Source organism: Mycobacterium sp. E2479, from assembly GCF_001667925.1.
In the GTDB taxonomy this organism is placed as follows: Bacteria; Actinomycetota; Actinomycetes; order Mycobacteriales; family Mycobacteriaceae; genus Mycobacterium.
On sequence record NZ_LZJR01000153.1, the window covers coordinates 43,757 to 66,883 of the forward strand.

19 protein-coding genes and 2 tRNA genes are annotated in these 23,127 nt (G+C 66.0%); 7 read left to right on the forward strand and 14 right to left on the reverse strand.

Annotation, left to right across the window (positions count from 1 at the left end; all coding sequences use genetic code 11):
• The first annotated feature begins 235 nt into the window (after nt 1-235).
• Nucleotides 236-1,159, forward strand: coding sequence for a homocysteine S-methyltransferase (gene mmuM / locus A5686_RS22620; RefSeq protein ID WP_067938864.1), 924 nt, complete (start codon nt 236-238; stop codon nt 1,157-1,159).
• A 30-nt stretch (nt 1,160-1,189) separates the two neighbouring features.
• Here the strand turns inward: mmuM and clpP2 are convergent, their stop codons facing one another.
• From clpP2 to A5686_RS22640, 4 genes are all read right to left on the reverse strand, one after another.
• The gene (gene clpP2 / locus A5686_RS22625; protein WP_067938866.1) at nt 1,190-1,825 is read right to left on the reverse strand and encodes an ATP-dependent CLP protease proteolytic subunit ClpP2; all 636 of its coding nucleotides are present in this window, start codon (nt 1,823-1,825) and stop codon (nt 1,190-1,192) included.
• Nucleotides 1,822-2,412, reverse strand: coding sequence for an ATP-dependent CLP protease proteolytic subunit ClpP1 (clpP1, locus tag A5686_RS22630; protein ID WP_067938868.1), 591 nt, complete (start codon nt 2,410-2,412; stop codon nt 1,822-1,824). Before clpP1 ends, clpP2 begins: the two co-directional genes overlap by 4 nt.
• 125 nt (nt 2,413-2,537) lie before the next feature.
• Nucleotides 2,538-3,977: a trigger factor gene (gene tig / locus A5686_RS22635; RefSeq protein ID WP_067938870.1), complete on the reverse strand. Its 1,440-nt coding sequence runs from the start codon at nt 3,975-3,977 to the stop codon at nt 2,538-2,540.
• 78 nt (nt 3,978-4,055) lie between these two features.
• A tRNA-Pro gene (locus tag A5686_RS22640) sits at nt 4,056-4,132 on the reverse strand.
• A 147-nt stretch (nt 4,133-4,279) separates the two neighbouring features.
• Between A5686_RS22640 and A5686_RS22645 the strand changes: the two genes are divergently transcribed.
• A tRNA-Gly gene (locus A5686_RS22645) sits at nt 4,280-4,350 on the forward strand.
• A gap of 32 nt (nt 4,351-4,382) precedes the next feature.
• On the forward strand, nt 4,383-5,573 hold the full coding sequence (locus tag A5686_RS22650) for a serine hydrolase domain-containing protein (protein ID WP_067938872.1): 1,191 nt from the start codon (nt 4,383-4,385) through the stop codon (nt 5,571-5,573).
• A 477-nt stretch (nt 5,574-6,050) separates the two neighbouring features.
• Here A5686_RS22650 and A5686_RS22655 read toward each other — a convergent pair whose 3' ends face one another.
• Genes A5686_RS22655 through A5686_RS22665 form a run of 3 tightly spaced genes read right to left on the reverse strand, consistent with a single transcriptional unit; the run spans nt 6,051 to nt 8,039 of the window.
• Nucleotides 6,051-6,857: an Fpg/Nei family DNA glycosylase gene (locus A5686_RS22655; RefSeq protein WP_067938874.1), complete on the reverse strand. Its 807-nt coding sequence runs from the start codon at nt 6,855-6,857 to the stop codon at nt 6,051-6,053.
• An 18-nt stretch (nt 6,858-6,875) separates the two neighbouring features.
• Nucleotides 6,876-7,355 carry a ribose-5-phosphate isomerase gene (locus tag A5686_RS22660; protein WP_067938878.1) on the reverse strand — a complete coding sequence of 160 codons (480 nt, stop codon included), beginning with the start codon at nt 7,353-7,355 and terminating at the stop codon, nt 6,876-6,878.
• Nucleotides 7,356-7,415: 60 nt separating this feature from the next.
• Nucleotides 7,416-8,039 carry a DsbA family protein gene (locus A5686_RS22665; RefSeq protein ID WP_067939052.1) on the reverse strand — a complete coding sequence of 208 codons (624 nt, stop codon included), beginning with the start codon at nt 8,037-8,039 and terminating at the stop codon, nt 7,416-7,418.
• A gap of 91 nt (nt 8,040-8,130) precedes the next feature.
• Here A5686_RS22665 and pepN point away from each other — a divergent pair, with 91 nt between their 5' ends.
• Nucleotides 8,131-10,710, forward strand: a complete 2,580-nt coding sequence (pepN, locus tag A5686_RS22670) for an aminopeptidase N (protein WP_067938880.1) — start codon at nt 8,131-8,133, stop codon at nt 10,708-10,710.
• A 22-nt stretch (nt 10,711-10,732) separates the two neighbouring features.
• Here the strand turns inward: pepN and A5686_RS22675 are convergent, their stop codons facing one another.
• The 3 genes from A5686_RS22675 to A5686_RS22685 all read right to left on the reverse strand — a co-directional run bounded on the left by A5686_RS22675 (nt 10,733) and on the right by A5686_RS22685 (nt 12,139).
• Nucleotides 10,733-11,200 carry a DUF5130 domain-containing protein gene (locus A5686_RS22675; protein ID WP_067938891.1) on the reverse strand — a complete coding sequence of 156 codons (468 nt, stop codon included), beginning with the start codon at nt 11,198-11,200 and terminating at the stop codon, nt 10,733-10,735.
• Nucleotides 11,187-11,423 (reverse strand): hypothetical protein, encoded by a 237-nt coding sequence (locus tag A5686_RS22680; protein WP_067938895.1) that lies wholly within the window; start codon nt 11,421-11,423, stop codon nt 11,187-11,189. The genes A5686_RS22675 and A5686_RS22680 overlap by 14 nt, the downstream gene beginning before the upstream one ends.
• A gap of 68 nt (nt 11,424-11,491) precedes the next feature.
• Complete coding sequence (locus A5686_RS22685; protein WP_067938898.1) at nt 11,492-12,139, reverse strand: HNH endonuclease; 648 nt, start codon at nt 12,137-12,139, stop codon at nt 11,492-11,494.
• Nucleotides 12,140-12,283: 144 nt separating this feature from the next.
• On the opposite strand from A5686_RS22685, the gene A5686_RS22690 reads away from it, so the two are divergent.
• From A5686_RS22690 to A5686_RS22700, 3 genes are all read left to right on the forward strand, one after another.
• On the forward strand, nt 12,284-12,679 hold the full coding sequence (locus A5686_RS22690; RefSeq protein WP_067351931.1) for a globin: 396 nt from the start codon (nt 12,284-12,286) through the stop codon (nt 12,677-12,679).
• Nucleotides 12,680-12,704: 25 nt separating this feature from the next.
• A complete protein-coding gene (locus tag A5686_RS22695; protein WP_067938899.1) occupies nt 12,705-14,270 on the forward strand; it encodes a glycoside hydrolase family 13 protein in 1,566 nt (521 codons plus the stop codon).
• An 84-nt stretch (nt 14,271-14,354) separates the two neighbouring features.
• Entirely contained in the window at nt 14,355-15,371 is a 1,017-nt protein-coding gene (locus tag A5686_RS22700; RefSeq protein ID WP_082947760.1) for a pyridine nucleotide-disulfide oxidoreductase, read from the forward strand.
• 78 nt (nt 15,372-15,449) lie between these two features.
• On the opposite strand, the gene A5686_RS22705 is transcribed toward A5686_RS22700, so the two are convergent.
• The 4 genes from A5686_RS22705 to ettA all read right to left on the reverse strand — a co-directional run bounded on the left by A5686_RS22705 (nt 15,450) and on the right by ettA (nt 23,124).
• A complete protein-coding gene (locus A5686_RS22705) occupies nt 15,450-16,121 on the reverse strand; it encodes a hypothetical protein (protein ID WP_067938901.1) in 672 nt (223 codons plus the stop codon).
• A complete protein-coding gene (locus A5686_RS22710; protein WP_067938904.1) occupies nt 16,109-16,522 on the reverse strand; it encodes a thioesterase family protein in 414 nt (137 codons plus the stop codon). Before A5686_RS22710 ends, A5686_RS22705 begins: the two co-directional genes overlap by 13 nt.
• Nucleotides 16,519-21,369 carry an NAD-glutamate dehydrogenase gene (locus tag A5686_RS22715; protein ID WP_067938906.1) on the reverse strand — a complete coding sequence of 1,617 codons (4,851 nt, stop codon included), beginning with the start codon at nt 21,367-21,369 and terminating at the stop codon, nt 16,519-16,521. The genes A5686_RS22710 and A5686_RS22715 overlap by 4 nt, the downstream gene beginning before the upstream one ends.
• A 78-nt stretch (nt 21,370-21,447) precedes the next feature.
• A complete protein-coding gene (gene ettA / locus A5686_RS22720) occupies nt 21,448-23,124 on the reverse strand; it encodes an energy-dependent translational throttle protein EttA (RefSeq protein ID WP_067939056.1) in 1,677 nt (558 codons plus the stop codon).
• Between the last annotated feature and the right edge of the window lie 3 nt (nt 23,125-23,127).

Below are 23,127 nucleotides of genomic sequence, written 5' to 3' on the forward strand. Positions count from 1 at the left end.
ATAGGGGCCGAATCGCGTCGGTGGTATTCGTGCGTGTCCGTATGGATGAAACATATAGCCAGACGGTGCCCGCAACTCGCGAAAGACGCGCTTTGCGTGTCTTTGGCGTGTCGCGGTCGTAACGCTGCCGAGGCCGACCGGCCTACGACATTGCTTCCGCTGGAGGTGCCAACCCAACGCCGATGATCACGCGAGGCCTGGGCGAACCCCTAAGAAATCACCCTACAGTGGCGACGTGGGTTTGGCTGTGGGCTTCGAATGGCCCAGTGGACCCGTCGTGCTCGACGGCGGCTTGGCCACCGAGCTCGAAGCTCGCGGCCATGACCTTTCCGACCCATTGTGGTCGGCGAGGCTGCTCGCGGACGCCCCGAACAACATCGCCGCCGTGCATGCCGCCTACTTTCGGGCCGGTGCCGCGATCGCGACGACGGCCAGCTACCAGGCGTCGTTCGAGGGTTTCGCCAATCGCGGATTCGATCGCCGACAGACGGCAAGGCTGTTGCACAGCAGCGTCGAGCTCGCGAAGGCGGCACGGGACGAGGTGGGCGTCGACGGCCTCCTCGTCGCGGCCTCGATCGGCCCGTACGGCGCGGCACTGGCCGACGGATCGGAGTACCGCGGACGCTACGGCCTGTCGGTAGCCGACTTGGCGCGGTGGCATCGGCCACGGTTGGAAACCCTGGCCGACGCCGACGCGGACGTGCTCGCGTGCGAAACCGTGCCCGACGTCGACGAAGCGGAGGCCCTCGTTGAGCTGGTGCGCTCGGTCGGCAGACCGGCCTGGCTGAGCTACACCGTCGACGGGGACCGGACCCGCGCCGGGCAACCGCTGGCCGACGCGTTCGCGGTGGTGGCCGGCGTCGACGAGATCGTCGCGGTCGGGGTGAACTGCTGCGCGCCCGATGACGTGTTGCCCGCGATTGCGAGCGCAGCGGCCGTCGACAAGCCCGTCATCGTCTACCCGAACAGCGGCGAACGCTGGGACGCGTTGCGGCGCAGCTGGATCGGTCCATCGCGGTTCCGCGCGGACCTCGCGACCCAGTGGGTCGCGGCCGGGGCCCGGATCGTCGGCGGATGCTGTCGGGTCGGTCCCGCCGCTATCGCCGAACTTCGCCGAGCGTGTAATCAGGTCGAAAAATTCGGCAAAGATTCGCCGTGAGTGCACGTTCGGCGAAGGGGACCGAGGGCGCTAGGCGGTTTGCGCCGAAAGCTTTCGGTACTCCAGCACGGTGTCGATGATCCCGTAATCCTTGGCCTCTTCGGCGGTCAGGATCTTGTCGCGGTCGGTGTCCTTGCGAATGACCGACGCGTCTTTGTTCGTGTGCCGGGCGAGCGTGGTCTCCATCAGCGTGCGCATCCGCTCGATCTCGGCGGCCTGAATCTCCAGATCGGAGAACTGCCCCTGGATCACGCCCTGCAGCGACGGCTGGTGGATGAGCACCCGGGCGTTGGGCAGCGCCATCCGCTTGCCCGGCGTCCCGGCGGCCAGCAACACCGCCGCCGCCGAAGCGGCCTGCCCCAGGCACACCGTCTGGATGTCGGCGCGCACGTACTGCATGGTGTCGTAGATCGCCATCAGCGAGGTGAATCCGCCGCCGGGCGAGTTGATGTACATGGTGATGTCGCGGTCGGGGTCCAGCGACTCGAGCACCAGCAACTGCGCCATGATGTCGTTCGCCGACGCGTCGTCGACCTGCACGCCGAGGAAGATGATGCGTTCCTCGAACAGCTTGTTGTAGGGGTTGGACTCCTTGACGCCGAAGCTCGAGTGCTCGATGAACGACGGCAGGATGTAGCGCGCCTGGGGCTGGGTTTCGGGGTTCATCGGGCTTCTCCATTGGTGATGTGGGCGGCGCGGGTGATGATGTGGTCGACGAACCCGTATTCCAGGGCTTCCTGCGCGGTGAACCAGCGGTCGCGGTCGGAGTCGGCCTCGATGCGCTCGATCGTCTGGCCGGTGAACTCGGCGTTGAGCCGGAACATCTCCTTTTTGATGACGTGGAACTGTTCGGCCTGGATGGCGATGTCGGCCGCGCTGCCGGTCACCCCGCCCAAAGGCTGGTGCATCAGGATGCGGGCGTGCGGCAGCGCGTAGCGCTTGCCCTTGGTGCCGGCGGCCAACAAGAACTCCCCCATCGAAGCGGCCATGCCCATCGCGTAGGTGGCGATGTCACAGGGCGCCAGCACCATCGTGTCGTAGATCGCCATACCCGCACTGATCGATCCGCCCGGCGAGTTGATGTAGAGGTTGATGTCCTTGCTGGCGTCCTCGGCGGCGAGCAGCAGAATCTGCGCGCACAGCCGATTGGCGATTTCGTCGTTCACCTCTGAACCCAGGAAGATGATGCGCTCGGACAGCAAGCGCTCATAGACGGAGTCCGTGAGGTTGAGACCCTGCGAGTTTGAACGCATGTCAGTCACGACTGGGTTACCTGCTTTCTCGAGATCTGTATTCACGACACTAGCCAACCGGGCCCGCCGTTTCGCGGCCACGCACCCCCGAATGCGCCACGTTCGCTCACAGCTTCATGGCGCGGTCACTCCCCCGCGTCGGCCGCCTCGGATTCGCCGGCCTCATCCGATTTCTCGTCGGCCCCTGTGACGGATTCGCCCGCCTGCTCAGCGTCGCCAACCGCTTCGGTCTCGGCGTCCCCCGAGCCCTTGCCGAAGAATTCGCTCGTGTCGATGGCGTTTCCGGCGGTATCGGTGACGGTCGCCGCCCGGATCACCTCGGCGATGGCCAGCGTCCGGCGCACATCGGCGAACATGGCCGGTAGCTGGTTGTTCTCCTGGAGGTAGGCCAACAGCTGCTGGGGCTCGATGCCGTATTGCCGCGACGTGGCCACCAGGCGCTCGGTCAGGTCGTCCTGGCCAACCTGGACTTCGAGTTCGTCGGCCAGGGCGTCCAGCAGCAGCTGCCGTTTGACGTCCGTCTCGGCGGCGGTGCGCGTCTCGGTCTCGAACTCTTCGCGCGACTTACCCTGCTGGGCCAGCACTTCCTCCAGCTTGGATTCGTCGTGGTCGAGGCTGTGTAGGGCGTTGTGCAGGGCGCTGTCAACCTGCGCCTTGACGATCGCTTCCGGCAGCGGCACCTCGACCTGCTCAAGCAGTGTGTCGAGGGCGGCTTCGCGAATGTTTTCGGCTTGCTGAGCCCGCTTAGTTCGGCCGACCTGCTCGCGCAGGTTGGACTTCAGCTCTTCGATGGTGTCGAACTCGCTGGCCAGCTGCGCGAACTCGTCGTCGGGCTCGGGTAACTCACGTTCCTTGATCGACTTGACCGTGACGGTCACCTGCGCGTCCTTGCCAGCGTGCTCGCCAGTCGCCAGCTGCGCGGTGAACTCCTTGGATTCGTCGACCGACAAACCGACCAGGGCTTCGTCCAGGCCCGCGATGAGCCGGCCCGAGCCGACCTCATGGGACAGGCCTTGCGCGGCGGCACCCGGGATCTCTTCGCCGTCGATGGTGGCCGACAGGTCGATCGAGACGAAGTCACCGTCGGCGACGGGTCGGTCCACTCCGGTCAGGGTGCCGAATCGGGCACGCAGAGACTGCAGTTCGGCGTCGACGTCTTCGTCGCTGACCTCGATCGGGTCCACCGACACCTTGAGCGCACCGGGATCCGGCAGGGTGAGCTTGGGGCGAACGTCGACCTCGGCGGTGAAGGCCAGCTGTTCGCCGTACTCCTTCTTGGTGACCTCGATCTCGGGCTGGCCCAGCGGGTGCACCTCCGACTCGGCGACGGCCTGCCCGTACCGCGCGGGCAGCGCCTCGCTGACGACCTGATCGAGCATCGCCTCGCGACCGAACCGCGCCTCCAGCAACTTCGCCGGCGCCTTGCCCGGGCGGAAGCCGGGCAGTCGCACCTGCCGGGCCAACTCCTTATAGGCGCGCTGGAAATCGGGCTCGAGTTCCGAGAAAGGGACCTCCACGTTGATGCGCACCCGGGTGGGGCTCAACTGCTCGACGGTGCTCTTCACGGGTGTGCTCCTCAATGGTCGTTCGTTGCTCGTTATCGGCCTCGGTGTGTCGTGCTCAGGGCACCGGGCCGGTGGTGCTGGTCGGGGTGACAGGATTTGAACCTGCGGCCTTCCGCTCCCAAAGCGGATGCGCTACCAAGCTGCGCTACACCCCGCGCTGACCTCGATGATCCTAAGGCCCCTCAACACCGGGTTGGCCACGGGCTTCGCAGCGACGTCACAGACCTCACGGAGCGATCACAAAACCGAGTCGATTAGATTTGATCTTTGTCGCCAGCTACAGTCACGCTCGACTGAACACTGCGGGCGTAGCTCAATGGTAGAGCCCTAGTCTTCCAAACTAGCTACGCGGGTTCGATTCCCGTCGCCCGCTCGGGCTAATTATCTGCTCGATAGAAAGGCGCCATGAGCGACCTGAAGACCGACGCGTCAATCCATGGCTCATGCGCCTCGGACTTCGTCGGCGTTCGCGACGCGTTCGAGCGCAATTTCACGCACGGCGATGAAGTCGGCGCGGCCGTCGCCGTGTGGGTCGACGGGTCTGTGGTCGTCAATCTGTGGGGCGGCTGGGCCGATGCGGCCCGGACCCGGCCGTGGCAGCAGAACACCTTGACCACCGTGTTGTCCGGCACCAAGGGGCTGTCGGCCACCTGCATACACCAGCTCGCCGACCGCGGTGAGCTGGACCTACAGGCTCCCGTCGCGCACTACTGGCCCGAGTTCGCCCAGGCGGGCAAACAAGACATCACGCTGGCGATGGTGATGGGCCACCGGTCCGGGGTGATCGGTCCGCGCACCCGGATGCGCTGGGAACAGGTCGCCGACTGGGACTACGTCTGCGAACAACTCGCCGCCGCCGAGCCGTGGTGGGAGCCGGGAACCGCGCAGGGCTATCACATGACCACCTTCGGTTTCATCATGGGCGAGGTGTTTCGTCGGGTGACGGGCCGGACCATCGGCCAATACCTGCGCACCGAGATCGCCGAACCGTTCGGCGCCGACGTTCACATCGGGTTGCCGTTGCGAGAGCAATACCGCTGCGCCGAGCGGGTCAACAAGCCGCATGCCCGCGATCTGCTGGCCGAAGCGCAGGCCCCCGGCTACCCGACGAGCCTTGCTGAGCACCCGAAGGCGGGGCTGTCCATCTCGATGGGCTTCGCCCCCGATGACGAACTCGGCTCGCACGACCTGAGTCTGTGGCGCGAACTCGAGTTCCCCGGCACCAACGGGCAGGTCTCGGCGCTGGGATTAGCGACGTTCTACAACGCGCTCGCGCAGGAGAAGGTGCTCAGCCGGGAGCACATGGACCTGGTGCGGGTCTGCCAGGGCGGCCTGGAGACCGATCTGGTGTTGGGACCGCGGGTGGCCGACCACGGATGGGGGCTGGGTTACATGCTCAACCAGCGATGCGTCAACGGGCCCAACCCCCGGATCTTCGGGCACGGCGGACTGGGCGGCTCGTTCGGGTTCGTCGACCTGGAGCACCGCATCGGCTACGCGTATGTCGCCAATCACTTCGACCCGACCAAGGCCAACGCTGACCCGCGCAGCCTGGTCCTGTCCAACGCGGTCTACTCCGTGCTGGGAGTGATCTAACCCCTAACGCAAGCGCGCCCTGCCAGGTCGGCAGGGCGCGTTTGTTTGCGTGAGTTGTCGGGTCACCGATGCCAGCCGGGAGGGGGCGGCCCACCTGGCCCGCCCGGACCCCACGGAGCACCGGGGCCGCGGGGCCCACCCGGACCCCACGGGGCACCAGGTCCGCCGCGGCCCCAACCCTCATGGTGCCAGTCGTGGCACCTGTTCCAGTCCCAGTTGTTGCCCCAGCCCGGGTCCCACCACTCACCCGGACACCATTGCGGGAAGGGCCCGGGGTGAGCCTGCGCGTCAGTTGCGACGCCCAAGCCCGCCAAACCCAGCCCGCCTATTGCGAGGGCCGTTGCGGCCAAACGTGGAAGAGTTTTCACGAGATCTTTTCTACCCATATCGATGCTTTGGCTAAACAATCAGTGCCAGGTTTCGGGTCTGCCGGTCCGCACCGTGTCGTCCCCGCTGCGGTTGCGCCGGCGAGCCGGCTCACTTTTGGCAGGTAGGGCACCAGAAGACGTTTCGGCCCTCCAGCACTGTCGTGCGGATCGGATCACCCGACACCCGGCAGGGTTCGCCGGCACGTCGATAGACGTAGGTGCGCGGCCGATCGGGCCGATACGACGGTGCGCCGTGGTCGTGCTCGGGCCGCACCACGATGATCTTGCCACGACGCAATCCGACCTTCATCAGCGCGACCAGATCGATCCAGGCCGCCTCGAACTCGCCCTCGCCGACCTCGCGGCCGGGGCGGAACGGGTCGATCCGGTGGCGGAACAACAACTCGCTGCGATACACGTTGCCCACGCCGGCCATCACCGTCTGATCCATCAGCAGTGCGCCAATGGGCCTGCGGGACTTGGCGATCCGCTTCCACGCCCACGACGGATCGGCGTCGCTGCGCAGCGGGTCGGGGCCCAGCCTGGCCAAGACTGCGCTGACCTGACCTTCGTCGACGACCTCGCACACCGTCGGGCCACGCAGGTCGGTGCCGTGATCGACGCCGATCATGCGCATTCGCACTTGCCCGACCGCCTCGGGAAACAGCCCGTCGCCGGGCCGTTCCCATTCGGTGAAGGCCCCGTACAGCCCGAGATGCACGTGCACTATCGGGCCGCCGGTGTAGTGGTGGAACAGGTGTTTGCCCCACGCGCTGGTGCGCTGCAGCACCCGCCCGTCGACCACCGCGGCCGAATCGGCGAAACGGCCCTGTGGGCTGGACACCGCGACGGGGGCACCGGCGTAACGGCGTTGGTGGAGGCGGGCGAGCCGGTGCAGGGTATGCCCTTCGGGCACGTGCAGACCTTTCCTGCGTCAGTCGGCGGCGCCGGGCACCGGCGGGGCTTGATGGGTTCGTTCGTATTCGGCGAGTATGTCGATACGCCGTTGGTGGCGTTCGGCTTTCGACCACGGAGTGGTCAAGAAGGTATCGACGATGGCCAGCGCCTCGGCCACGGTGTGCATGCGACCGCCGATGCCGATCAGTTGGGCGTTGTTGTGTTCACGGGCCAGCGTGGCCGTTTCGACGCTCCAGGCCAGCGCGCACCGGGCGCCCGGGACCTTGTTGGCGGCGATCTGCTCGCCGTTGCCGGACCCGCCCAGCACGATGCCCAGGCTGTCGGGATCGGCGACGGTGCGCGTGGCGGCGGCGATACAGAAGGCGGGGTAATCGTCTTCGGCGTCGTAGCTGAAGGCGCCGCAATCGATCGGCTCGTGCCCGGCTTTTTTCAGGTGGTCGATGATCTGCTGTTTGAGCTCGAATCCGGCATGGTCAGAGCCGAGGTAGACGCGCATGCCCGCAATCCTTACATAGCCACCCGCCGCGCCGGTGGCTGCGATCGCGACCCGATCGGTCTAGTCGAATTCGGGCTTCTCGGTGCGAGTGCGCTTGAGCTCGAAGAAGTGTGGGTAGGACGCGAAGGCGACCGAGGCGTCCCACAGCTTGCCCGCTTCCTCGCCGCGCGGAATCTTGGAGAGCACCGGCCCGAAGAACGCCACATCGTTGACGTGAATGGTCGGCGTGCCGACATCGTCGCCCACCGCGTCCATGCCGGCGTGGTGGCTCTTGCGCAGCGCCTCGTCGTATTCCTCGCTGTTGGCGGCTTCCGCCAACTCGGCCGGCAGGTCCGCGTCGGCCAGCGCCAGTTTGATCACGTCCTCGAGCTCTTTGTTGCCCTCGTTGTGGATCCGCGTCCCCATCGCGGTGTACAGCGGCCGCAGCACCTCGGCGCCGTGGGCCTGCTCGGCGGCGATCGCAACCCGCACCGGACCCCAGGCCCGCTTCATGTTCTCGCGATATTGCTCAGGCAGGTCTTCGCGGTTTTCGTTGAGCACCGCCAGGCTCATCACGTGGAAATTGACCTCGATGTCACGAACCTTCTCCACCTCGAGAATCCAGCGCGAGGTGATCCACGCCCACGGACACAGCGGATCGAACCAGAAGTCGGCCTTGTTCTTCGCGGCGGCGGTGTCAGGCATGACGGATCCTTTCATGAGGTAAAAGTCTGATCAGCACAACCGTAGGCGTCTGCGTCCTGTTCCCGATCTGCCCGACCCGTAAGTTGGACACGTGGCTCTCCCAAACCTCACCCGCGAACAAGCCGTCGAGCGCGCCGCCCTGATCACGGTCGCCAGCTATCAAATCGACCTCGACCTCACCGACGGCTCCGGCGGTCCCGGCGAACGGACCTTTCGCTCCGTCACCACGGTGGTGTTCGACGCGCTCGCCGGGGCCGACTCGGTCATCGACATCGCCGCCGACACCATCCGCGGCGCCACGCTCAACGGACGCGATCTGGACGTCTCCGGCTACGACGAGTCGACGGGTATCCCGCTGTCCGGGCTGGCCGACCGCAACGTCGTCGTGGTCGACGCGGACTGCCGCTACTCCAACACCGGTGAGGGTCTGCATCGGTTCGTCGACCCGGTCGACAACGAGACCTACCTGTACTCGCAGTTCGAAACCGCCGATGCCAAGCGCATGTTCGCGTGCTTCGACCAGCCCGACCTGAAGGCGACGTTCGACGTGCGGGTGACGGCACCCACGCATTGGAAGGTGATCTCCAATGGCGTGACGGTGTCGGTCAACGACGGGCTGCACATCTTTGCGACCACGCCGCGGATGAGCACCTACCTGGTCGCCTTGATCGCCGGCCCATACGCCGAGTGGAACGATTCCTACACCGACGAGCACGGCGAGATCCCGCTGGGCATCTTCTGCCGGTCCTCGCTGGCCAAACACATGGACGCCGAGCGGTTGTTCACCCAGACCAAGCAGGGATTCGGTTTCTACCACAAGAACTTCGGCATGCCCTACGCATTCGGGAAATACGATCAGCTGTTCGTCCCCGAATTCAACGCCGGCGCAATGGAGAACGCGGGCGCGGTGACGTTCCTGGAGGATTACGTCTTTCGCAGCAAGGTCACCCGGGCCTCCTATGAGCGGCGCGCAGAGACCGTGCTGCACGAGATGGCGCACATGTGGTTCGGGGACCTGGTCACCATGGCCTGGTGGGACGACCTGTGGCTGAACGAGTCGTTCGCAACCTTCGCCTCGGTGCTATGCCAAGCCGAGGCAACCGAATTCACCGAGGCCTGGACGACGTTCGCGACGGTCGAGAAGTCGTGGGCCTACCGTCAGGATCAATTGCCGTCGACGCACCCGATCGCGGCCGACATCCCCGACCTGGCCGCGGTCGAGGTCAACTTCGACGGCATCACCTATGCCAAAGGCGCTTCGGTGCTCAAGCAGCTCGTCGCCTATGTCGGGCTCGAGCACTTCCTAGCCGGGCTGCGCGATTACTTTCGCGCCCACGCTTTCGGCAACGCCACCTTCGACGATCTGGTCGCCGCCCTGGAGCAGGCGTCGGGACGGGATCTGTCCGACTGGGGTCAGCAGTGGCTGAAAACGACTGGACTGAACACGTTGCGACCGGAGTTCGACGTCGACAGCAACGGCAAGTTCACCCGGTTCGCGGTGACCCAGAGCGGAGCTGCCCCGGGTGCCGGCGAAACCCGAGTGCACCGGTTGGCGGTCGGGGTCTACGACGACGACGCAACCGGGAAGCTGGTGCGGGTGCACCGCGAAGAACTCGACGTTGAGGGCCCCGTAACGGAAGTCCCTGCGCTGCTTGGTGTTTCGCGAGGCCAGCTGGTGCTGGTCAATGACGACGACCTGACGTATTGCTCGTTGCGGCTGGACGCCGAATCGCTACGCACTGCGCTGGAGCGCATCGCCGACATCGCCGAGCCGCTGCCGCGGTCGCTGGTTTGGTCGGCCGCCTGGGAGATGACGCGCGAGGCCGAACTGCGCGCCCGCGACTTCGTGGCCCTGGTCGCGGGCGGAGTGCACGCCGAGTCCGAGGTCGGCGTGGCGCAGCGGCTGCTGCTACAGGCGCAGACCGCGCTGACGTCGTACGCCGAACAGGGATGGGCGCGCGAGCACGGCTGGCCACAGTTCGCCGACCGGTTACTGGAGTTGGCTCGCGGCGCGCAGCCCGGTTCGGATCACCAACTCGCGTTCGTCAACACGCTGTGCTCGTCGCTGCTGTCCACCCGGCACGTCGTGACGCTGACGGACCTGCTCGACCGCGACCCCGCCGACTTGGGGCTGCCCGGCCTCGAAATCGACACGGACCTGCGGTGGCGGATCGTGACGGCGCTGGCCGGCGCGGGCGAGATCGACGCCGACGGGCTCGCGACACCGTTCATCGACGCCGAGATTCAGCGCGACCCGACCGCCGCGGGCAAGCGCCACGGCGCCCAGGCCGCGACAGCTCGACCTCAGTTGCAAGTCAAAGAGGCAGCCTGGACGACGGTGGTCGAGGACGACACCATGGCGAACATCACCGCCCGCTCGATCATCGCGGGCATCGCCCCGCCTGGGCAGGCGGAGTTGCTCAAGCCGTTCACCCCGCGCTATTTCGAGGCGATCTCCGGAGTCTGGGCCCGCCGGTCCAGCGAGGTGGCCCAGACCGTCGTGGTCGGCCTCTACCCGCATTGGGACATCAGCGACGACGGCGTCGCCGCGGCAGACAAGTTCCTGTCCGACCCACAGGTGCCGGCCGCGTTGCGACGCCTCGTGCTCGAGGGCCAAGCCGGGGTGAAGCGTTCGTTGCGGGCGCGCCAATTCGACGCCGGCGACCGCTGAGCCCCAGCCGCAGGACTAACGGCTAGGCCGGTGAAATCCCGGCGCTCAGCACGCGGATCGCGCTGACCAGCCCGTCGACCAAATCGCCCCGCTCGAACGCCGAAGATGCGGCGGCGACGCCCAGCGGTGCGGCCGACTCGGCGCCGCGGCCACGAACCTGCTTGCCGTAGACCACCTCGATGACCTTCTGATCGGGTGAAACGGCCAAAAGCACCGCGTTGTCCGGCGTCGGCACGTCGGCCAAGATCTCACGGGCGCGCGCGGCGGTGTCGCCGCCCAGGTCGCCTAGATAGATCGCGAAGCGCGTCTTGGACGCCCGGGAGCCGAATTTCAGCGCGTCGTCCACGGCGACCAGGTCTTTGGTCGAAAACGGGAATTGCACCGACAGTTCACCCGGCTCGGTGACGCCGGAGATCCGTCCGCTCGTGGTGACCACCCAGCCGGGCGGCAGCTCGGTGGGTTCCTTCGTCGCTACCTCACCACGTGCCACTGGCGCCACCTCCGACCGCGAATTCCGACGTACCGTGCTCACCGTGTCCGCCGTGGGCGTGCCCCACGTCTTCGCCGGTAGCAGCCCACAGGATCGGCGGATGCGTCCACTTCTCGCCCAACTTGTAGGCCGCTGGGTGCGGTCCCTTGTGGGACCAGATCAGCACCGACAGCACGATCACCAGCAACAGCGGTATTCCGACGATGAACAGATGGACATGCATAGGACTCACGACGCAAACCGTATCCCACGAAGGGATCTAGCGGCGCGACCGGACACCGGATTCGCCGATCAGGCCGCGCCCTCGCCGAGGTATCGGGCCCAAGCCGGATCCAGCTCCTTGACCGTCGACAGCAGCCGCCAGTGCTGCCCGGTCGGCGGCAACGGCGGGCGGCGCAGGGACCAGCCGAGCTCGCTGAGCAGCTTGTCGCCCTTGTGGTGGTTGCAGGTCGAGCAGCACGCGACGCAGTTCTCCCAGGAATGATCACCGCCGCGGCTGCGGGGCAGCACATGGTCGACGGTGTCCGCCTTCGCGCCGCAATAGGCGCAGCAGAACCGATCGCGGTGCATCAGCGCGGCGCGGGTCATCGGGACGCGCGCCCGGTAGGGGACGCGGACATAAGACCGCAGCTGGATCACCGAGGGCACCACGATCGAGCGGGTCGCCGAGTGGATGACCGGCCCGGCCGGATCGTGGTGGACCACGTCGGCCTTTCCACAGATCACCATGACGATCGCCCGGCGCACGGGCAGCGCGGTCAGCGGCTCATAGGTGGAATTCAGTAGCAGAACCCGCCGGCGGCTCCAGATGGAAGCGCCCTCCGCGCGGGCGGGCGGATGGATCTCCAGGCTATGCAGCGACGACACGGTTGTGGGTCCCGTTAACCCAGCCGCGGCTACCTGACTGCGGTGGCTGCGGCGTCTTTTGCCCTGCGCCATAGATCCTCCGCGAACAGTCCACCATGATTCGGCGCCAATCGCACCCCTGTTGGCAGGTGAACGCCGTGTCGATCCGGTGAACACCAGGCATGGGGCCGGGCCGCGTCCGAGTGGCGCCGCGAGGATGCACCACAATGGACGGCGATGGATCAGGTAACAGAGTCCTTCTACGACGCGGTCGGCGGTGCCGAGACATTCCACGCGATCGTGTCCCGCTTCTACGCGCAGGTTCCCGAAGACGAGATCCTGCGTGAGCTGTACCCGCTGGACGATCTCGAGGGCGCCGAGGAACGCTTGCGAATGTTCCTAGAGCAGTACTGGGGCGGTCCGCGCACCTACTCCGACCGACGCGGCCACCCCCGGCTGCGGATGCGTCACGTGCCCTTCCGGATCACTCCCCTGGCGCGTGACGCGTGGCTGCGGTGCATGCACACGGCGGTCGCGTCGATCGATTCGCAGACGCTCGATGACGAGCACCGGCGCGAGTTGCTCAACTATCTGGAGATGGCTGCCGACTCACTGGTCAATTCGCCCTTCTAGATACCTCGCAACCGAACGGAGCAGCATGAGCCCCGCCGCATGGTGGTCGAACGCGGTCTTTTACCAGGTATATCCGCGATCGTTCGCCGACAGCAACGGTGACGGCGTCGGCGACATCGACGGAATCGTCGCCCACCTGGATCACCTGGAGCGGCTGGGAATCGATGCCATTTGGCTCAGCCCGGTCACCGTCTCACCGATGGCCGACCACGGGTATGACGTCGCCGATCCGCGCGACATCGACCCGCTGTTCGGCGGGATGTCCGCGATCGATCGGCTGATCGAGGAGGCGCACCAGCGGGGCATCAAGATCACGATGGACGTGGTGCCCAACCACACCAGCTCCGCGCACCCGTGGTTCCAGGCGGCGCTGGCCGCCGGCCCCGGCACCGACGCCCGGGAGCGCTACTACTTCCGTGACGGCAGGGGGACCGGTGGGGCTCTGCCGCCGAACAACTGGACGTCGGTCTTCGGCGGGTCGGCCTGGACGCAGGTGGTCGAGCCGGATGGCAAACCCGGCCAGTACTACCTGCACCTTTTCGACACCGAGCAGCCGGATCTGAACTGGGAGAACCCGGAGGTCTTCGAGGACTTCGCGACATCGCTGCGGTTCTGGCTCGATCGTGGGGTCGACGGCTTCCGTATCGACGTCGCGCACGGGATGGCCAAGCCGCCCGGCCTGCCCGACGCCAAGGCCGGCGTCAAGGTGCTCAGCCACACCGACGACGACCCGCGTTTCAACAACGCGGCCGTACACGACATTCACCGCAAAATCCGCAAGGTCGTCGACGAGTATCCCGGGGCGGTGACCATTGGCGAGGTGTGGGTGTTGGACAACCTGCAGTGGGCCGAGTACCTGCGGCCCGACGAACTGCACCTCGGCTTCAATTTCCGGTTGACCAAGATCGACTTCGAAGCCGACCAAATCCATGACGCCATCGAGAACTCACTCGCGGCCACCGCGATCTATGACGCCGTCCCGACCTGGACACTGTCGAACCACGACGTGGACCGCGAGGTGACTCGCTACGGCGGCGGCGACGTCGGGCTTCGCAGGGCGCGGGCTATGGCGATGGCAATGCTCGCCCTGCCGGGCACGGTGTTCATTTACAACGGCGAAGAGTTGGGCCTGCCCGACGTGCTGGATCTGCCCGAGGAGGTGCTGCAGGACCCGACCTGGGACCGGTCCGGACATACCGAGCGGGGCCGCGACAAGTGTCGGGTACCGATGCCGTGGTCCGGCGAGCAGCCCCCGTTCGGGTTCTCGTCGTCGTCGCAGACGTGGCTGCCGATGCCGGAAAGCTGGGCGGCGTTGACCGTCGAGAAGCAGAGCGGCGATCCCGACTCCACCTTGTCGTTCTTCCAGCGGGCGCTCGAATTGCGAAAGCGCCGCGTGGAATTCGATGGCGAGCGCATCGAGTGGCTGGATGCGTCCGGCGATACGGTGATCTTCCGGCGCCCCGGTGGGCTGATCTGCGCGCTGAACAGCGGTGAATCGCCGACGACCCTGCCCCCCGGCGAGTTGATCCTGGCCAGCGCGCCGCTGCTGGAAGGCAAACTGCCACCGGACTCCGCGGCCTGGCTGGCGTAGCCGGCTGGGTCGGGCCGCGAAGCCCGGTGAGCATTTCGCGACGGACTGCTCTATATGTTGTGGATGGCTTGCTACGAATGGACAGTGATCGGTGCCGGGGCGGCGGGCATCGCCGCGGTGGGAAGGCTGCTGGATCACGGAATCGCGGGCGAACGGATCGCCTGGATTGATCCGGCCTTCGCCGGCGGCGACATCGGCCAACGGTGGCGGTCTGTTTCCAGCAACACCCATGTGGCGCTCTTTCTCGAATACTTCAACGGCTCCAAGGCATTTCGGTTCTCCGATGCACCGCCAATGCCGCTCAAGGAGATCGATCCGCAGGAGACCTGTGCGCTCGGTCTCGTCGCCGAACCCCTGGTGTGGATCACCGAGCAGCTACGCGGGCAGGTCGACAGCATCGCGACGACCGCCACCGCGCTGTTCTTGGAGAACAGGCAATGGCGGATCGAGACGCAACAAAGCGACGTCTCCGCCAAGAATGTGATCCTGGCCGTCGGCGCGGATCCGAAAAAACTTTGCCACCCCGACCTCCAGGAGATCCCCGTCCAGGTCGCACTGGATCCCGGCAAGCTGGCCGAAGAACAACTCGAGGGCGCGACGGTCGCCGTGTTCGGCTCGTCGCACTCGTCGATGATCGTGCTGCCGAACCTCCTGCGCCATCCCGTCAAGCGCATCGTTAATTTCTATCGGAGCCCACTGAAATACGCTGTCTATTTTGAGGATTGGATCCTGTTCGACGACACCGGGCTGAAGGGCCAGGCCGCCGTCTGGGCTCGTGAGAACATTGACGGGGCGCTTCCCGACCGGCTCGAGCGGTGCTGGGTATCGAGCCCGGAATTCGACGAGAAACTGGCGCAGTGCGATCGCGTCGTCTACACCGTCGGTTTCCAGCGCAGGAAGCTACCCGAGACCCCGCAGTGGGGGCAGCTGGACCACAACCGCACCAACGGAATACTGGCCCCCGGCCTGTTCGGGGTGGGCATCGCCTTCCCGCAGTACGCCGAAGACCCGTACGGATACGGGCAGTTTCGGGTGGGCCTGAAGAAATTCATGGACCATCTCGACGCCGTCCTGCCGCTGTGGCTGCTCTACGGCCCCTGAGCATCGCGAGCGATCCCGGTCCGCAATCGCTTTAAACTCAGCGTGATCCGTTTGCAAAATCGACCAGGGCCGGTCGCGTCAGCCGAGCAACAGCGCGGGATCGCCGCGGCGGCGATACACCGAACCGAACCGGGCGTCCAGACGCAACCACGTCGGCAGTATCCGGACCCGGATGAACTCGTCGGCGGCGACCGCATCGGGCACCTGCGGCAGAAACCCCATCGCGGTCAACGCGAACACGCAGCGCATGGGCAGTCCCACCTGCACGTCGGCCGAGCTGACCTGAATGACCACCTGATCGAGCAGCGAGGAAGGCGGGCCATGAGAACTGCCGTGCTGCTTGGCAAGTTCGGCGCCGCGTTGCGCCAAGTCCAGCACCACCCGGGCCGGTATGTCTTCGAGATGGGTGAAGCCGGATTCCGGCGGCAACGCACCCCGCCACGCGGAATCCATCGCGAAGCCGGGATCGACGTAACCCGAGGCACCCATCGCGGAAAGGCCGCGCGCCAGCGCATCCGCGGCCACCGAGAGATCGCCCGGCCGCACCTCGCCGACCACTACCCGGCTGGCCAGCACATCGAAACCCGTTGCGACCCAGGCGGTCAGCAACCCCGGGGATCGGGTTCGAAATCGGATGATCGCGGCTTCATCGAGTCGCAGCGCGCGGTCGACGAAGGCGGCGAGATCCGTGCGGTGGGCGTCCCTGGCGTCGGCACCCAGCCATAGACCCCGGTCGGCTACCTGATCCACCGCTGCAGATACTCCCGGTGTTGTGGCGAGAGGCGCACCAGTCGCTGCTCCTCGATGTGCACGGCGGCCAATTGCGACTCGGCGATGACGGCGGGCTTCGACTCGGTAGCCGCGGCGACCGAGCGCACCTCGTAGCCCAGCGTAAAGTCGACCGCCCGCAACCGCTTGGTCCACATGGTGACCTGCAGCGGCGAATCCACCAGGCGCAGCTGGTCTTTGTATGTCACCTTGACTTCGGCGATGAGCAACCCGATGGTTCTGATGTCGACCTCGAACGCTTCGCGCAGGAATTGGACACGCGCCTCCTCCAGGATCGTGACCATGGTGGCGTGGTTGATGTGCTGATACATGTCGATGTCCGACCAGCGCACTGGCACGGGCGCGACAAAGCCGACGCTCAACTCGATGATCCTCTTCCACTGGTGCGGGTCATGCGACGGATTTGTCGCGCGGCGACTGACAGCGTGGCGAGATCCTTGTTCCCGCTTTCCTGGATCTCGATGAGCGTGCGGCGGGCCCGCTCGACCCTGGAGGCACTCAGGTGTTCCCACTCGGCGATCTTCTCTTCACCACTTTCGTCCGGCTCCCCTACGGCGAGCACATCGAAGCACAGCGATCGCAACGACGCATAAATGTCGTCGCGAATCGCCAAGCGCGCCAACGAGTGCCACCGGTCCTGGCGGGGCAGTTCGGATACCGCGGTCAAGAGGCCATCGGTGCCGAGCCGGTCCATGAGCGCGAAATAGGTGTCGGCGACCTCGGCGGCATCGATGTCACTGATGTCGCCGATGTCGATGATGTCGAGCAGGCTGAAGCGGTAGAGCCCGGCGGCCACCGAATAGGCGAGGTCCTCGGGCGCACCCTGGGAGGTGAATTCCGCGGCTTCCTTTTCGACGATGGCCTTGTCGTCGCCGCGCAGCCACTCCGACATGCGGGGCGTCAGCGCCTGGACCTTGGCGGCGAACCGGTTGATCTCGGCGCCGACCGCCAGCGGCTGCGGGCGGTAGTTGAGCAGCCAGCGTCCGGCACGGTCGATCAGCCGCCGGGTGTCCAGCGTGAGCCGATCCGACAGTGCGACGGGTAGATTCGCAGCGCGGATGTGCCGCCATGTCGCTCCTACCCCGAAGATCGCGTCGGTGGCGACGTAGGTGCGCACCGCGTCGACCGATCCGACGCCGACGTCTTCGACGATCCGGAAGGCGTAGCTGATGCCGGCGGAGTCCACCAGGTCGTTGATCAGCATGGTGGTGACGATCTCGCGCCGCAGCTGATGCGCGCGGATCTCCGGAGTGAACCGCTCCCGCAAGGGTTTCGGGAAGTACAGGGGCAGTCGCGAGGCGAACACATCCTGCTCGGTCAGCTCGGTCTCGAGCATCTCCTCCTTGAGCCCCAGCTTGACGTGCGCCATCAAGGTGCACATCTCCGGTGAGGTGAGCCCGATGCCTGCCTCGGCCCGCCGGGCGATCTCTTTCTCCGACGGCAGAGCTTCCAGGTCGCGGTGGATGCCGCGCTGGTCCACCAGATACTGAATCATCCTGGCGTGCACCGGCAGCAGGCTCGCAGCGTTCGCCCGGCTGGTGCCGATCAAATCGTTCTGGTCGGCATTGTCGGCGAGCACCAGCTGAGCGACCTCGTCGGTCATCGATTCCAGCAGCGGTTTGCGCTCTTCGGGCTTGACCTTGCCGGCGGTCACCAGGGAGTCGATCAAGATCTTGATGTTGACCTCGTGGTCCGAACAGTCCACACCGGCCGAGTTGTCCACGGCGTCGGTATTGATCCGGCCACCCGCCAAATCGAACTCGACGCGACCCAGCGCGGTCACGCCGAGGTTGCCGCCTTCGCCGATCACCTTGGCGCGCACTAGACTTCCGTTGACCCGCACCGGATCGTTGGCGCGGTCGCCGACATCGGAGTCGGATTCGGATTCCGCCTTGATGTAGGTGCCGATGCCGCCGTTGAACAGCAGATCCACCGGCGCCTGCAAAATCGCCTTGATCAGATTCGGCGGGGTCATCTCGATAACCCCCTCGTCCGACCCCTCGATGCCTAACGCGTCGCGGACCTGCGGGCTGACCGGGATCGCCTTGTGCTCACGGCTGTACACGCCGCCGCCGTCGCTGATCAGCGACGTGTCGTAATCTTCCCAGCTGGACCGCGGCAGGTCGAACATCCGCTTGCGTTCTTCCCACGAACCCGCGGGGTCGGGGTCGGGGTCTAGGAAGATGTGCCGGTGGTCGAAGGCGGCGAGCAGTTTGATGTGCTTGCTCAGCAGCATGCCGTTGCCGAAGACGTCGCCGCTCATATCGCCGATCCCGACCACGGTGAAGTCCTCGGTCTGCGTGTCGACATCCATCTCCCGGAAGTGCCGTTTGACGGCCTCCCAGGCCCCCCGGGCGGTGATACCCATGGCCTTGTGGTCGTAGCCGACCGACCCGCCGGACGCGAACGCGTCGCCGAGCCAGAAGCCGTAGGACTTCGCGACATCATTGGCGATGTCGGAGAAGGTGGCGGTGCCTTTGTCCGCCGCCACCACCAGGTAGGCGTCGTCGCCATCGCGCCGGACGACGTCCCTTGGCGGGCTGACCTTTCCGGTCGCATGGTCGACGTTGTCGGTGACGTCGAGCAGTCCGGAGATGAACAGCTGATAGCAGGCGACGCCCTCGGCGCGGCTGGCGTCGCGATCGGCGGCGGCGTCGCCGGTGGGCAGCGGCGGCCGCTTGAGGACGAATCCCCCCTTGGCGCCTACCGGCACGATGACGGCGTTCTTGACCGCTTGCGCCTTGACCAGGCCCAGGATCTCGGTGCGGAAGTCGTCTCGACGGTCCGACCAGCGCAGGCCACCGCGGGCCACCGGTCCGAACCGCAGGTGCACGCCTTCGACGCGCGGTGAGTAGACGAAGATCTCGTATTTGGGGCGCGGCAGTGGTAGTTCGTCGACCAGCTGGGCGTCCAGCTTGATCGCCAGCACATTGCGCGCCCTTGCCGAATCCTCGCTCCTGACAAAGTAATTGGTGCGCAAGGTAGCCTGTACAAGCGATGCGAAGGCACGCAGAATGCGGTCGGTGTCCAGCCCCACCAGTGCGTCGACGTCGGCGGCGACCGCCGCGGCGGCGGCCTGCGCATCGCGGTTCGCCGAGGAATCGGGGCTGGGGTCGAACAGCGCCTCGAAGAGCGCGACCAGCGACCGTGCGGTCGAGGGGTGTTCGTTGAGCACCGACTCTATGTGGGACTGGCTGTAGGGAAAGTTCGCCTGTCGCAGATACTTTGCGTAGGCCCGCAGCAGCACGACCTGTTGCCATCGAAGGCCCGCGCGCATCACCAGCTCGTTGAACCGGTCGATCTCGAGGCGGCCCTGCCAGATCGCGGTGACCGCGTCCGCGAACAACTCGGCCATCGCGTCGCGCTCGGCTTGCGTCGAGGCCAGCTGGATGGTCGGGTGCGGTGAGATCTTGAACTGATAGATCCACACCGGCAGCCCGTCGGGTCGGTTGACCGTAAAGGGGCGCTCCTCGAGCACTACCACACCCATGCTCTGCAGCATCGGCAGCAGCTCGCTCAGCGAGGCGGTGCGTCCGCCCAGGAACCAGGTCAGCTGCGCGGTCCCGTCATCGCTTTCGACGAACACCAGCTTGACCGAGTTGTCCTGCAGCTCATTGATGATGGCGATGTGGTCGATCGCATCGGCCGGGGTGACCGCCTGCTTGTAGACCTCGGGGAAGGCGGCCGCGTAGTACTCGGCGTCAGCGTGCCCCGCCGAGCCTTCCGAGGCCGCCGCGACCAGTCGGTCGGTCCAGGTACGGGCGGCTTCACTGAGCAACGCCTGAATGCGGATCCGGTTGTCTTCGGAAACGTCGACCGGTGCGGCGCTGGGCCCATCGGAAGGCAGGCGAACCATGAAATGCATTAGCGCCCAGGGTGATTCACTGACCCGAGCAGTGAATTCCAGTCGGGTGCCGCCGAATTCGCGCACCAGGATGTCCTCGATCTGCAGCCGCACCGCGGTGGTGTAGCGGTCCCGGGGCAGATACACCAGGCAGGAAACGAAATACTGCAGGCGGTCGGCGCGCAGAAACAGCAACGCGTTTCGTTGCGGTCCCAGATCCACTACCGCCTTGGCCATCGCCAGCAGTCGTTCGGCACCGAGGGTGAACAGCTCCGAGCGGGGAACGGTCTGAATGACGTCGAGCAGCAGCTGCCCCGGATGAATCGGGTCACTGTCGGCCATCGCCAGCGCATCACGCACGCGGCGCGAAATCATCGGAATCTCAAGGACATCGGCGTTCATCGCGGCCACCGTGAACAGGCCGACGAAACGGTGCTCGATCACGGCACCGTCTACGTATTCACGAACCGCGATCGCATACGGGTAGGCGCCGTAGCGCAGATAGCTGCCCACCACGGACTGCGCCAACACCAGCAGTCTGCCGTCGTCGGTCAGCCGGGGGCGCGAGCCGGTGCGGGTGCGCAGGACGCCGAGGCCGGGTGTCCCGTCGCCGGAGACCTGTCCGTCGTGCACGTGGCAGCGCTGATAGCCGAGCAGTAGGAAGTTGCCGTTGCCCAGCCAGCGCAGCAGCGCCGCGACGTCGTCGCGGTCCGGTGCCGAGAAGTGGTCCTCGGCGTTGGCCTCGACTTGCGCGGCCAGATCGTTGAGCGCGGCGATCAGGCTCGCCGCGTCGCTGGCGACCTGTTGAACGTCGGCCAGCACCCTGGGTAACAGCCGTTCGACCTCGGTGAGGCCCTTGCTGTCGACCGACGGCAGCAGCTGCACATGTATCCACGCCTCGCCGGCGTATTGCGATGCGCCTTCCGCTTTGGCTTCGACCCGCAGCAGGTCGCCCTCGGGGCTGCGCTTCACCTCGAACACCGGCGTCATGATCGCCGTGTATGGGACGCCGAGCCGGTGCAACAGCACGGTGACGGAGTCCATCAGCATGCCGCCGTGATCGGTGACGACTTGCAGGGCAGGCCCGAAGCCAGCTGGGTCTTCCGCCGAGTACACCGCGACGCGACTCTCTCCGTCGGGGCGGTGCAGGCCAAGGCGATAGTGCGCGCTCAGCATGGCCGGGGTCACGATCGCCGCCGGCACAGTCAGGTCGATGGGTCTGGTTTCCGCGCCCCCCGACTCGTCGCTATGCGGACCCCGATAGCTCTCGACGTAGGCTTTCGAGATCCACTCAGGAATGTCCTGCTGCCGGGTGAAGCTGGTCCACGGCTCGAGACCTTGTCTGGCTCCGGGATCGATCGTCATGCCGATAGCTCCCAACTGGCGACGGTTGTCAGGGCGCTCCGTCGCCCCGTTCCGTGGCAATGCGGGGCAGAGCCGACACTAGTCGCGCGTCAGCTTGCGGTGGGTCACTCTGTGCGGCCGCGCCGCTTCGGCACCGAGCCGCTCGACCTTGTTCTCCTCGTATGCACCGAAGTTGCCCTCGAACCAGAACCATTTGGCCTCGTTGTCGTCGTCACCCTCCCAGGCCAAGATGTGCGTGCAGGTGCGGTCCAGGAACCATCGGTCGTGCGAAATCACCACCGCGCAACCGGGAAATTGCTCCAGGGCGTTCTCCAGCGAACTCAGCGTTTCGACGTCGAGGTCGTTGGTGGGCTCGTCGAGCAGGATGAGGTTTCCGCCTTGCTTGAGCGTCAGCGCGAGGTTGAGCCTGTTGCGCTCGCCACCGGAGAGCACGCCGGCCGGCTTCTGCTGATCTGGTCCCTTGAACCCGAACGCCGACACGTAGGCCCGCGACGGCACCTCGGTCTGCCCGACGACGATGTGATCCAGCCCGTCCGAGACGACTTCCCACACGTTCTTGTTGGGATCGATGCCGGCGCGGGTCTGGTCGACGTAGCTGAGCTTGACGGTCTCGCCGACCTTAACCGTGCCGCTGTCCGGCTGCTCGAGACCGACGATGGTTTTGAACAAGGTGGTCTTGCCGACCCCGTTGGGGCCGATGACACCGACGATGCCGTTGCGCGGCAGGGTGAAGGACAGGTCCTTGATGAGGGTGCGGCCGTCGTAGCCCTTGTCGAGGTGCTCCACCTCGACCACCACGTTGCCCAGTCGCGGACCGACGGGGATCTGGATCTCCTCGAAGTCGAGCTTGCGCGTCTTCTCGGCCTCGGCGGCCATCTCCTCGTAGCGCTGCAGCCGCGCCTTGCTCTTGGCCTGACGCGCCTTGGCCCCGGAGCGCACCCACGCCAACTCCTCGGTCAGCCGCTTCTGCAGCTTGGCGTCCTTGCGTCCCTGCACCGCCAGCCGCTCGGCCTTCTTCTCCAGATACGTGGAGTAGTTGCCCTCGTACGGGTACGCGCGGCCACGGTCCAGTTCCAGAATCCATTCGGCGACGTTGTCCAGGAAGTACCGGTCGTGGGTGACCGCCAAGATCGCGCCGGCATAGGAGGCGAGATGCTGCTCTAGCCACTGCACGCTCTCGGCGTCCAGGTGGTTGGTGGGCTCGTCGAGGAGCAGCAGGTCGGGTTTGGACAGCAGCAGCTTGCACAGCGCAACGCGGCGACGCTCACCACCGGACAGATTGGTCACCGGCTCGTCGGGCGGGGGGCAGCGCAGCGCGTCCATGGCCTGCTCCAGCTGCGAATCGAGGTCCCACGCGTCGGCGTGGTCGAGCTCCTCCTGCAGCCGGCCCATCTCCTCCATCAGCTCATCGGAGTAGTCGGTGGCCATCAGCTCGGCGACCTCGTTGAAGCGGTCGAGCTTGACCTTGATCTCGCCCAGGCCTTCTTCGACGTTGCCGCGAACGGTCTTCTCCTCGTTCAGCGGGGGTTCCTGCAGCAGGATGCCGACGGTCGCGTCGTTGGCCAAGAAGGCATCACCGTTGTTCGGCTTGTCCAGGCCCGCCATGATCCGCAAGACGCTCGACTTGCCGGCGCCGTTGGGGCCAACGACACCGATCTTGGCGCCTGGATAGAAGCTCAACGTGACGTCGTCCAGGATCACCTTGTCGCCGTGCGCCTTGCGGACCTTTTTCATCGTGTAGATGAACTCAGCCATGCC